The following is a 12023-nucleotide window of genomic DNA, read 5'->3' as shown; positions in this document are numbered from 1 at the left end:
AATAGTATTAATAAAACAAGCTGTAACAAAAGGACTTTTGAAGTCCTTTTGTTACAGCTTGTTTTGCTATATCTGCTTAGCTTTCTGATGGCATATCAGGTTTTGCAGAATCAATTGTTTTTGGAACGGCTGATTCCGACAGGGTCACGCCACGGTTGATGAGAGTATTTTTTAATTGTTCGATATAGTCCCGGGCTGTCGGAGATAAGTTTGTAGTCTGGGATTTTATCCAGCCGACGCGCATGATATCCAGCGGGTTTTTCATAGGAATGGACACGATAGGCCAATAATCCCATGCGCGGAACAGGATACCCGTACCGACTGTATAGGCATCGGTCGAAGCGATGATATTGAATAAGGTGGAACGGTCGGTGATATTGATGGCCCGTTCGGGATTGATATCGGGGATAATGATTTCTTCAGAAAACTGGTACGAGTCTTCTTCCTGAGTGTACTGGATATAGGGATATGGTGCCAGCTGTTCTATGGACAGGGAATCGTATTTGGATAATGGATGAGCCGTATTCATAAATACATAAGGCGGATAGGAAAAGAGCTCTGTGAACTCCAGCCCATTTTTGCGGAGGGTCCGTTCCATGAATTTCTGCGTCATTTTGGAAATAAAAATGATGCCAATCTGGCTGCGCTGAGTGATGACATCCTGAATGACCTGGGAAGTACGGCCTTCACGGAAGGTGATGGTGTACCGGGGATTCCGTATAATCGACTGCAGATAATCGGTGAGGGCATCGACGGCAAACATATAATGCTGGGAAGAAATAGACAGGCGCAGCTTTTTTTCTCCTTCCTGCTGAGGACTGAAATGTTCGCGCAGGCTTGTCGTCTGCTCGATGATATGATTGGCATAATTGAGGAATTCCAGCCCTTCCGGTGTAAAACTGATGCCATGGCGGTTTCGTTCCAGAATGGTAATGTGAAATTCTTTCTCCAGCTCTTTTACAGCTGTACTAAGACTGGGCTGGGCAATGAACAGAGCCTGGGCGGCCGCTGAAATAGAATTATGCTTTGATAGTTCAACAATGTAATGAAGCTGTTGTAAGGTCATACTGCCACTTCCTTGATATATGGGTAATCTATATACATAAACTAAAAAGTGTCCGACATATAGTGTATATCATTATTTTAACAGAGTGTTTCCTAAAATTAAAGGAAAAGTGGCGGAACAAAGTGAGATAGTATAAAAAGTACAGGAATCGTGATGGAATAATATGTAGTTTATTACATATAAATAGTGCTTTTGTCATAAAGAAAAACCTGGCCAGGAAACGTTTATGCCAGGTTTTTAGCATTATATCAGCTTTGGTTCAGCATGAATAGATGGCTTATTCTTCAATGCCGACGCGGGCACCGATCCCTTTATCGAAGGGGTGTTTGCGCTTACAGATTTCCGATACGTAATCAGCCATGTCGATAAGGGCTTGTGACGGATTGCGGCCCGTCATGACGACTTCCAGTTTTTCTGGCTTTGTGCGCAGGAATTGCAGTACTTTTTTTTCATCGAGAAGGCCCAGGCTGCAGGTGACGAGTATTTCATCGAGGACGAGCATATCCGGCGGATCCTTGCGTACCGTATCTACGATTTCATCGAACATCTGTGTCTGGATTTTTTTGGCTTCTGCCAATTCTTCCGGTGTCATCTGGAAGGTGAATTTTTTAAATCCCTTGCCACGGATGACCGTGATGCCGGGGATGCGGGCCAGCGAAGCCAGTTCTCCTGTTTCCGTATCTTTGAGGAACTGGGTGAATAATACCTTGCCGCCACGGCCGGCACAGCGGATCGTCAGCCCCAGGGATGCCGTCGTTTTTCCTTTGCCGTCACCGCAGTAAATATGAATGAGTCCTGTGTCCATATTAAATCCCTCCTCGCAGGTAGTATTTTTTTCAGTATAGCACAGAAAATAAGGCTTGCACAGTTGCCCGGATTAGAGGTGATAATGGAATTTGTCATAGTCATGCGTACAATTTTTCATATCGCTGATACCGGTTTTGTGGCGTATAAAAATAAATTTGTGCGTATCACGTTTTACTTCGTCTTCTGGTACTTGACAAGGCTCGTATCCCGGTGTATGATTTGGTACATCAAATGAACATCGTCCCAAAACCTTTGAGGCGGAAGTAAAAACATGACGTGCACGTACAGAGAGCCGGGGTGCTGAGAGCCGGCCGTAAGCAGCTTGTTAAATGGACCGCTGAGGGCGCAGTCAAAGGCTGATGCCGAGTATTCTGCGACGTGGAGGCATACGTCAGTTGCCGGGAATATGATGGTATTCCGTCGAGAGCAGGAGTCAGATCCTGAAGCAAGGTGGCACCGCGGTATAAGTTAACCGTCCTTGACAATATATACAATTGTCAGGGGCGGTTTTTTGGTGTCTGAATGGAGGAGGTCCCAATGGAAACGCTGAGCCTGGAAGAAATAAAACAATATGCCGGCACATATAAAGTCGTACCGTTGTGCCGCAGTATATATGCTGATGTACGTACGCCCGTCGAAGTGCTGCGCATCGTCAAGAATGTCAGTTCTCACTGCTACCTGCTGGAAAGTATGGAAGACAGCCAGCGCTGGGGCCGGTACAGTTTTATCGGATACGACCCGCAGATGGGCATCTATTGCAAGGATGGCGTTGTCCATATTAAAACCGGGGCAGAAGTAACGGTCCGCTCGCAGCATCCGGAAACGTTCATCAGTCAGATCCTGGATGATAATAAAGCACCGCGTATCGATGGCATGCCGCCCTTTACAGGCGGGCTTGTCGGATATTTTGCCTATGATTTCATCAAATACGCCGAACCATCCCTGAATCTGCAGGCAAAAGATGATGATGGATTTAATGATTTTGACCTCATGCTGTTTGATAAGGTCATCGTCTTCGACAATCTCAAACAACAGATTTACCTTATCGTCAACGTACGGCTGGAATCGGCTGATGAAAATTATAATCGGGCTATGCTGGAATTACAGCGCATGGAAGTACTCATACGCAAAGGGGAAAAAGCCCGGAATATTCCACTTACACTCAAAAGTGAATTTAAGCCTCTTTTTACGAAAGACGAATACTGTCGCATGGTGGAAAAAGGAAAGGAATATATCCGGGAAGGTGATATTTTCCAGGTCGTCCTCTCCAACCGCATGATGGCCGAAGCCGAAGGCAGCCTGCTCGATACATACCGCGTATTGCGCACGCTGAATCCATCGCCGTATATGTTCTTCTTTTCTGGTGATGAAATCGAACTGGCCGGCTCATCACCGGAAACACTGACCCGTCTGGAAGATGGCAACTTATTTACTTTCCCACTGGCTGGTTCGCGGCCCAGGGGAAAGACACAGGAAGAGGATCAGGCATTGGAACAGGAATTGCTCCATAACGCCAAAGAACTGGCAGAACATAATATGCTTGTCGATCTGGGGCGGAATGATCTGGGACGCATCAGTGAATTTGGCAGCGTCCACGTAGAAAAATATCTCGACGTACTCCGATTCTCCCATATCATGCATATCGGTTCGACTGTGCACAGCCGGATACGGCCAGACAAGACGGCTGTCGATGCCATTGCTTCCGTGCTGCCGGCAGGGACGCTTTCCGGAGCTCCCAAAATCCGGGCCTGTGAAATCATTGATGAACTGGAAGGTCATAAACGGGGCGTCTACGGAGGGGCCATCGGCTATATCGATTTTACGGGAAACATGGACTGCTGCATTGGCATCCGCCTGGCGTACAAGAAAAAAAATCACGTCTTCGTCTGCTCTGGTGCCGGCATCGTAGCGGACAGCGTTCCGGAACAAGAACATCAGGAATGCATCAATAAGGCAAAAGCCGTCGTACTCGCACTGGAAAAGGCCGATGGAGGGATAGACCAATGATTGTACTCATCGATAACTATGATAGTTTTACCTATAACTTGTATCAGCTCCTGGGACAATTCGACCCGGATATTTTGGCCATCCGCAATGATGAAAAGACGGTAGAAGAGATTGCTGCCATGAAGCCGGACCACATCATCATTTCTCCGGGACCGGGAAGACCGGCCGATGCAGGAATCTGTGAACAGGCCATTACCTATTTTACCGGCAAAGTGCCACTTCTCGGCGTCTGCCTGGGCCATCAGGCTTTATGTGAAGCCTATGGCGGTACGATTACCTACGCCAAAGAATTGATGCATGGCAAGCAGTCCATCGTGGAAGTTGACACGGAAGATCCATTGTTTTCCGGCCTCGGCAAACGTATCGATGTGGGCCGGTATCACTCACTGGCGCTGGATCCGGATACGCTGCCCGATGAATTACAGGTTCTTGCCCGGACGGAAGATGGGGAAATCATGGCTGTGCGCCACAAGAACTATCCGACATATGGCCTGCAGTTTCATCCGGAATCTATCCTGACACCGCAGGGACCGATTATGATACAAAATTTCTTAAATATGCATATATAGGACAGAGGGGGATTTATCATGATTAAAGAAGCGATTATTAAAATTGTCAGCAAAGGTGACCTGACGTACGATGAAGCCAAAACGGTCATGCTGGAAATCATGAAAGGGGAAACGACGCCGACGCAGAATGCGGCTTTTCTTTCCGCGCTTTCTACAAAGAGTACGAAAGCAGAAACCATTGATGAAATTTCGGGATGTGCTGAAGCTATGCGTTCTCTTGCGACGCCGGTTCCTCATCCGGGCATGGAAGTGCTGGAAATCGTCGGTACCGGCGGTGATGGCGCCCATACCTTCAATATTTCCACGACGGCCGCCATGGTCATTGCCGCAGCGGGCGTCAAAGTAGCTAAGCACGGCAATCGCGCTGCCTCGTCGCTGTGCGGCACGGCAGACTGCCTGGAAGCGCTGGGTATCAATATTCAGGAAGATCCGCAGCTGGCTCTGACCATGCTGAAAGAAACGAATTTCTGCTTTATGTTCGCTCAGAAATATCACGCCGCCATGAAATACGTCGGTCCCATCCGCAAAGAACTGGGCTTCCGTACGGTCTTCAATATCCTCGGGCCGCTGACTAACCCGGCAAAACCGGAAATGTTCCTCCTCGGCGTCTATGATGAATATCTCGTCGAACCGCTGGTCAAGGTCCTCGATTCGCTCGGCGTCAAACGGGCTATCGTCGCCTACGGCAAAGAAAAGCTCGACGAAATTTCACCGAATGGACCAACAACGATTTGCGAACTGCGCGACGGCTATTATCGGACCTCTACCATCCGGCCGGAAGACTTCGGTCTCGTACCGGGAACGAAAGAAGAGCTAGTCGGCGGCAAACCTGCGGAAAATGCACAGATTACGCGGGATATCCTGGCTGGCAAAATCCAGGGGACGAAACGCAACGCCGTCCTGCTCAATGCCGGCGCAGCTTTGTTCGTAGCCCGCAAGGCTGATTCCATCGCCGACGGCATCAAACTGGCTGCTTCGCTCATCGATAGCGGTAAGGCCACGGAAACACTGAATCGCTGCATTGCTGTCAGCAATCAGTAAAGGTGGGCAGACGATGATACTGGATGATATTACCGCTGCTGTAGCCGGAAGGCTGGCGGCTGATAAAGAACGGATTTCTCCGGAAATGATGAAAGAAATGGCCTTATCCGCACGGCAGAAACAGGGATTCCCCTTTGAAAAGGCACTGGCACAAGATGGATTGTCTTTTATTTGTGAAGTCAAGAGAGCTTCGCCGTCGAAAGGATTAATTGCTCCCGATTTTCCCTATGCCGCCATTGCAAAAGCCTATGAAGAAGCTGGGGCAGCGGCTATTTCCTGCCTGACCGAACGGGATTATTTCCAGGGAAGCATAGACTATTTGAAGGACATTGCCAGCCAGGTTTCGATTCCTGTCCTGCGTAAAGATTTCATCATTGATGAATATCAGATTTATGAAGCCCGTGCTAATGGGGCGGCAGCTGTCCTTCTTATTTGTGCAATTCTCGACGATGACACCTTGCGGCGGTTCTTTGCGCTGGCTGATTCATTGGGACTGTCGGTGCTGGTAGAAGCACACGATGAGCAGGAGGTGCGCCGGGCCATAGCGGCCGGGGCGCGTATCATCGGCGTCAATAACCGCAATCTGAAAGATTTCACGGTCTCTCTGGATACGAGCTGCAATCTGCGGCCTCTCGTACCGCCGTCAGTCCTCTTTGTAGCCGAAAGCGGCATCAAGACGGCAGCGCATACGAAGGTCTTGCGGCAGCACGGCGTCGATGCCGTCCTGATTGGCGAAACGCTGATGCGAGCAGCTGATAAAAAAGCGATGCTCCAAGAACTGGCAGGTGAGGTCCATGACGCGGGTTAAATTATGCGGCCTGAAACGGCTCTGTGACATCGACTGGGCCAATGAATTCCGGCCCGATTACGTCGGATTTGTCTTTGCCGGTAAAAAACGGCGCGTAACGGACGAACAAGCCGCGGCCTTAAGAAGTCATCTGCTGTCGGACATCCCGGCGGTCGGCGTCTTTGTCGATGAACCGCAGGAACATATCCTGCGGCTGCTAGAGGCTGGCACCATCCAGGTCGTACAGCTCCATGGCAGTGAGGAGGAGGCTTATATAAAAGCCTTGCGGCAGCAAACGAAAGCGCCCCTCATTAAGGCTTTTTCTCTGGAATCTGAAGCAGATGCTAAAGCGGCAAACGCCAGCAGCGTCACTTACGTGCTTGTCGACCACGGCAGTGGCGGCAGCGGTCAGGCTTTTGACTGGGACCTGCTCCGCTTTCTGGAACGCCCCTATTTTCTGGCTGGCGGTCTGTCACCAGAAAATATCAAACAAGCCCTTGCCTACCGGCCTTTTGCTGTCGACGTGAGCAGCGGCATCGAAACGAATGGATATAAGGATTATGACAAAATAAAACGATTCATGGCCTGCCTGCGCGGTGCCATGGTAGAGGAGGAACAACGATGACAACAGGAAGATTCGGCCCTTTCGGCGGCCAGTATATACCGGAAACACTGATGAATGAAATCCAGCGGCTCGACAAAGCCTATGCGTATTATAAAAAAGACCCTCAGTTCCAGGCAGAACTGAAGGATTTGCTCGATAATTATGCCAACCGGCCCTCCCTTTTGTATTATGCCGAACGGATGACGAAAGACCTGGGCGGCGCTAAGATTTATCTGAAACGGGAAGATCTGAACCATACAGGTGCCCATAAAATCAATAATGCCCTCGGCCAGTGCCTGCTGGCAAAAAAGATGGGTAAGACCCGGGTCATTGCCGAAACAGGTGCCGGGCAGCACGGGGTAGCTACGGCTACGGCAGCGGCATTCCTGGGATTGGAATGTGAAGTATTCATGGGGGAAGAAGATACGATACGCCAGGCACTGAATGTGTACCGCATGGAATTACTGGGAGCCAAAGTCCATGCCGTTACATCGGGGTCGCGTGTTCTCAAGGATGCTGTCAACGAAGCGATGCGCGAATGGGTCAGCCGCGTCGATGATACGCACTATGTCATCGGCTCGACCATGGGTCCCCATCCATTCCCGATGATGGTCCGCGATTTCCAGGCCGTCATCAGTCAGGAAGCGCGGCGGCAGATTCTGGAAAAAGAAGGAAAACTGCCAACAGCCGTTCTGGCCTGTGTAGGCGGCGGATCGAATGCCATGGGCATGTTCTATCATTTTATCCCTGATACAGGCGTACAACTCATTGGCTGTGAGGCTGCCGGCAAGGGGATCGATACGAAACTCCATGCAGCGACTATTGCCAAAGGCAAAGTCGGCATTTTCCACGGCATGAAGTCCCTGTTCTGCCAGAATGATGATGGGCAGATCGATGCCGTATATTCCATTTCGGCTGGCCTCGATTACCCTGGTATCGGACCGGAACATGCTTACCTGCATGAAACGGGCCGTGCCCAGTATGTGCCGGTCAAAGATGATCAGGCCGTAGAAGCCTTTGAATATCTGGCCCGCACGGAAGGCATCATCTGCGCTATCGAAAGTGCTCATGCCGTGTATCATGCGATGCAGATAGCACCGAAGATGAATAAAGACGATATCATCATCGTCTGCCTGTCCGGCCGGGGAGATAAAGACGTAGCGGCTATTGCAAGATATAAAGGGAGGGACATCCATGAGTAAGATTGGCAACGCATTTAAAGATGGCAAGGCGTTTATCGGATTTCTGACTGCCGGCGATCCGTTACTCGATAAAACCTATGAATATATTATGACCATGGAAAAGGCTGGCGCCGATTTAATAGAAATCGGAATCCCTTTTTCCGATCCGATTGCCGAAGGCGTCGTTATCCAGGAAGCTGATTTGCGGGCACTGGAAGCCGGCACGCGCATAGATGACGTATTTGAACTGGTAAAAAAAGTGCGGAAAGAAACACAGATTCCACTCGTATTCCTGACGTATCTGAATCCCGTTTTCCACTACGGGCCGGACCGTTTCTTCGCCCGTTGTGAAGAAACGGGAATGGATGGCATCATCATTCCCGACATGCCCTATGAAGAAAGGGGAGAATGTGCGGCGGCAGCTAAAGCGCATGGTATCGATATCATTTCTATGATTGCACCGACATCGAAAGATCGCATTGAAAAAATAGCAAAAGTGGGAGAAGGGTTCTTGTACATCGTTTCCTCTTTGGGAGTTACTGGGACACGTACGGAAATCAAAACAGACCTCAAAGAAATCATCGATGTCGTAAAACATGTGACTAATGTGCCGGCGGCAGTAGGGTTCGGCATCAATACGACAGAACAGGCCGAAAAAATCGGTGGCATAGCCGATGGTGTCATCGTCGGCAGCGCTATCGTCAAGATTATTGCCAAATATGGAGATGATGCGGCTCCTCATATTTATGATTATGTAAAAGCCATGAAGGAAGCAACCATGCGTGGTATACAATAAATATACGAAACAGGAGTTGCAGAGACAAAATGAACCCGGCGGGCACACGACATATGCCCGCCGGGTTTTCTTACGTTTCTTTCTTATGTGCAGTCGATATGAGTTATTCTGGTTCTGGTATCTTTAACCTCGCAAAAAATCACACACAATCATTCGCTTACTACATAAACCATAAACCGATTCAGTTGTAATCTATGTAAACGAAGATTTAGATGCTGCTGCTTTTTGTACTTGTAACGAACAATGACAGTGTAAACAGGATTCTTCGTATCCGTGCTTTCCGACCGATACCTTCACCGCCGGTTAGTACGTATCCATCTCCCGTCTTGACGGTCCGGATGCCTTTGCGTAGTGATTACCTTGTTCGTCTGATTCCCTGGTCGGAGTGGCTGGTCAGAACACTGTATTGTCTGATAATGCATGACAGTCCAACGAAATTCGTCTTTCCTTTCTCCAGGCTACGTGCCTTGTCGTTCCGCTTGCGTTTCTTACGGTATTACTTGTTTCTCCCTTTTCGTCGGACCTATACGTGGCTGCTGTTTCTTCTGAACCCATTGGACTCACCCCTTTCTCTTTCTTGACTACATTATACCATAACATATTCTGTTTGTCTTATTCGATTATTAAAAAATTACAGAAAAATCTATTCTATTATTGCATGAAAAAAGCGAGACGGGGGTTAATGTCTCGCTTTTTTCGTAACTCATTGGGTTTCGTATTGGGGTATACTATTCATTCTGAAAAGAATGGAAATAAGAGGGAAAGAAGGTAGTATCCTTTTTCCGTTTGCCTTGCAATTACCTTGCAAGGCTGTTGTTAGTATACCATATTCAGGAGAAAAAACAAGGAATAATAGCCTATGAGTATATAAAATATTTAAAACAATTCCATGATAGAATAAACACGACGGTATGTCACGCCTTATACGTTTCCCATATGGACATGGGACAGGTACTGACAGGCAATCTGCTGCAGCGTTTTCAATGTTCCTATGGGAGTTGGCGGCAGCGTGCAGTGATATCGTGGGAAATATCGTGTAATATGCAGGGGAATATCCGGACGGATGGATGCCAGCCACGAGGCGAGAGAGACCATGTCTTCCGGATTATCATTGACTCCGGGAAGAATGAGACAGGTTACTTCTACATGAGATACAGCGGCTGCTTTTTCGATAGTATGAAGAACCGGGGATAATGTGCCCTGACAGATACGCCGATAGTAATCATCACTCCAGCTTTTCAAATCGATGTTCCAGGCATCGATAAGCGGGAGAAGCGATTGGAGAGGCGAGTCTTCTATGTATCCATTGGTTACCATCACATTATAGAGCCCGGCCTCGCGGATCAGTGGCGCTGTATCCCGTATCCATTCATAGGTCACGGACGGTTCATTATATGTATAGGCAAGACCAATATTAGCCCGTTCTTTCAGGCTCTGGGCCAGGTGCACTGCTGCCGATGGAGACAGTTCCTGCCATGAAGGGCTGCCCTGGGATATGCGCCAGTTCTGACAAAATGTGCAGGTCAGATTGCATCCCCACGAGCCGGTCGATAAAATCTGACTGCCAGGGTGAAAATGCCGGAACGGCTTTTTCTCGATAGGATCCAGTGCCAATGAAGTACATTGGCTGTAATTGAGAGCCAGAAGGGTTCCGCCTTCATTTTTCCGGGTACGGCAGAAGCCTGTTTTTCCTTCCTGTATATGACAGTAATGAGGACAGAGCCGGCATTGAATCACCTGGTCATTTCCCCGTTTGTAATAAGCAGCTTCCATAGGATATCACCTACTTGTAACGGGTTACCGTAAAGCGGTATAAATCAGGGCGGACCTGTGGCGGGATGCCGGCCTTTTCTTTGGCAATATCTATCTGTTGCTGTACCGTATCGACACCAGGAAGATCCGGGAGCAGCAGACCTGTACGGGCATGGCTCATGACGATGACACCGTATTTTTTCGGGTCCAGTTTGTCCGGTGAAGTGATGGCTTCAGGAGCGCCGAGTACGTCAACGGAGATAGACAATTCATTCAGTTCTTCCGGCTGGACCGGATAGAAACGGGGGTCTCTGGTGGCGGCAGAGACGGCGTTATGAATAATTTCACTGGCAATGTTCATCTGCATGGGAAGAAATGTCCCGATGCAACCGCGGAGCATGCTGCCTTTGTGAAGCGAAACAAAAGCACCTGCCCGGTCTGTCAGGCCTTCCGGAAGATTTTTTGGCACGGCCATTACGCTGTGATGTTCCAGATAATAAGCAATACTTTCCCGGGCCAGGCGCACGCGAATATCGGGAACAGCCCGGTCTGTGACCTGGGCGCCGTCGCTTTCATTAAGATAGAGTGCCACGCCGTATCCGACTCCGAAAGGCCCTTCATAAGAGAATACAGGCATCGATGGATGCATGCAGCGCAGGGCTCCAAAGAGAAAGTAGACCGAGGGGAGGCCGCACATTCCCGCTTCTTCAATGAGCTGGGATGACATGGCGCGGATGCCGGAGAGATCTTGTTTTTTCAATCCTTCCATGACGGTTTTGTCGAAGATAGCGCCCGATGGGGAATACCCATTGGGTGATCCGGGAGAAAGGCGGTGGGACAAGTCACCAGAGGCGATGATAGCAATGCGACGGCCGGTCCTGGCTGCAGACTGGACGACGAGGTGACCTAATTCCGTCATGCTTTCATAATCGTCAAAACGGGGCGACAGCAGGACGACAGGACCGTCAAATCCGGCTTTCTTCATATAATACAGGGGGACGAACGCGCCCTGGTCCAGGAAGATGGCATGGCCGTATTTTTCGGCCCACTCTTCATCAATCCGGTATAGAGGTGTGTGACCATCAGCCTGATGGAGGATTTCTTCAGCCAGTTCCATGTCGGTGTTGACGTTCATGGTCAGGTCAGGAAAACCGAATTTTCCCAGGTCCCCGTGAATCCGGGCTGCGGGAAAGATAGCCGCGCTGTCAGAAAAGACATAATTATGTGGGGTAATGACGACCAGCGTTTCTGGCCGGCGTTCCACCAGAAGCGATGCAGCCGTTGAAACAGCGGTTACAGTAGCTTCCATTTTTTTCAGTTCCTGCTGGCCGATTTCCGGCAGCATGATGGGCGGATGTGGCAGCAGTGCGGCGCCCAGACAAGTCGTATCCATAGGAAAACCCCCTTTGTGGA

General features: G+C 49.4%; 11 protein-coding genes. 7 read left to right on the top strand and 4 right to left on the bottom strand.

The window, feature by feature from the left end; all coding sequences use genetic code 11:
* Nucleotides 1-76: 76 nt before the first annotated feature.
* A complete protein-coding gene (locus tag ACGTIC_RS13705; protein WP_113856354.1) occupies nt 77-1066 on the bottom strand; it encodes a LysR family transcriptional regulator in 990 nt (329 codons plus the stop codon).
* Nucleotides 1067-1343: 277 nt separating this feature from the next.
* Nucleotides 1344-1871 carry a cob(I)yrinic acid a,c-diamide adenosyltransferase gene (locus tag ACGTIC_RS13700; RefSeq protein ID WP_113856353.1) on the bottom strand — a complete coding sequence of 176 codons (528 nt, stop codon included), beginning with the start codon at nt 1869-1871 and terminating at the stop codon, nt 1344-1346.
* Between the two features lie 539 nt (nt 1872-2410).
* Between ACGTIC_RS13700 and ACGTIC_RS13695 the strand changes: the two genes are divergently transcribed.
* The 7 genes from ACGTIC_RS13695 to trpA are packed head-to-tail and all read left to right on the top strand — an operon-like array spanning nt 2411 to nt 8858.
* Complete coding sequence (locus ACGTIC_RS13695) at nt 2411-3880, top strand: anthranilate synthase component I family protein (protein ID WP_059076587.1); 1470 nt, start codon at nt 2411-2413, stop codon at nt 3878-3880.
* Nucleotides 3877-4449, top strand: a complete 573-nt coding sequence (locus ACGTIC_RS13690) for an aminodeoxychorismate/anthranilate synthase component II (RefSeq protein WP_113856352.1) — start codon at nt 3877-3879, stop codon at nt 4447-4449. The genes ACGTIC_RS13695 and ACGTIC_RS13690 overlap by 4 nt, the downstream gene beginning before the upstream one ends.
* Nucleotides 4450-4467: 18 nt before the next feature.
* Nucleotides 4468-5490, top strand: a complete 1023-nt coding sequence (gene trpD, locus ACGTIC_RS13685; RefSeq protein ID WP_113856351.1) for an anthranilate phosphoribosyltransferase — start codon at nt 4468-4470, stop codon at nt 5488-5490.
* 13 nt (nt 5491-5503) lie between these two features.
* Complete coding sequence (gene trpC / locus ACGTIC_RS13680; RefSeq protein ID WP_113856350.1) at nt 5504-6298, top strand: indole-3-glycerol phosphate synthase TrpC; 795 nt, start codon at nt 5504-5506, stop codon at nt 6296-6298.
* The gene (locus tag ACGTIC_RS13675) at nt 6285-6902 is read left to right on the top strand and encodes a phosphoribosylanthranilate isomerase (protein ID WP_113856349.1); all 618 of its coding nucleotides are present in this window, start codon (nt 6285-6287) and stop codon (nt 6900-6902) included. The genes trpC and ACGTIC_RS13675 overlap by 14 nt, the downstream gene beginning before the upstream one ends.
* On the top strand, nt 6899-8083 hold the full coding sequence (gene trpB / locus ACGTIC_RS13670; protein WP_113856348.1) for a tryptophan synthase subunit beta: 1185 nt from the start codon (nt 6899-6901) through the stop codon (nt 8081-8083). The genes ACGTIC_RS13675 and trpB overlap by 4 nt, the downstream gene beginning before the upstream one ends.
* Nucleotides 8076-8858: a tryptophan synthase subunit alpha gene (gene trpA, locus ACGTIC_RS13665; RefSeq protein WP_113856347.1), complete on the top strand. Its 783-nt coding sequence runs from the start codon at nt 8076-8078 to the stop codon at nt 8856-8858. The genes trpB and trpA overlap by 8 nt, the downstream gene beginning before the upstream one ends.
* Nucleotides 8859-9779: 921 nt before the next feature.
* Here trpA and amrS read toward each other — a convergent pair.
* On the bottom strand, nt 9780-10631 hold the full coding sequence (gene amrS / locus ACGTIC_RS13660) for an AmmeMemoRadiSam system radical SAM enzyme (protein ID WP_113856346.1): 852 nt from the start codon (nt 10629-10631) through the stop codon (nt 9780-9782).
* Nucleotides 10632-10641: 10 nt separating this feature from the next.
* On the bottom strand, nt 10642-12003 hold the full coding sequence (gene amrA / locus ACGTIC_RS13655) for an AmmeMemoRadiSam system protein A (RefSeq protein WP_113856345.1): 1362 nt from the start codon (nt 12001-12003) through the stop codon (nt 10642-10644).
* Nucleotides 12004-12023 lie beyond the last annotated feature (20 nt).

The sequence above is a fragment of the Megasphaera hexanoica genome (assembly GCF_043520715.1).
GTDB lineage: Bacteria > Bacillota > Negativicutes > Veillonellales > Megasphaeraceae > Megasphaera > Megasphaera hexanoica.
Note: the sequence above shows the minus strand (reverse complement) of the source record. Positions and strands in the feature narration are given on the sequence as shown.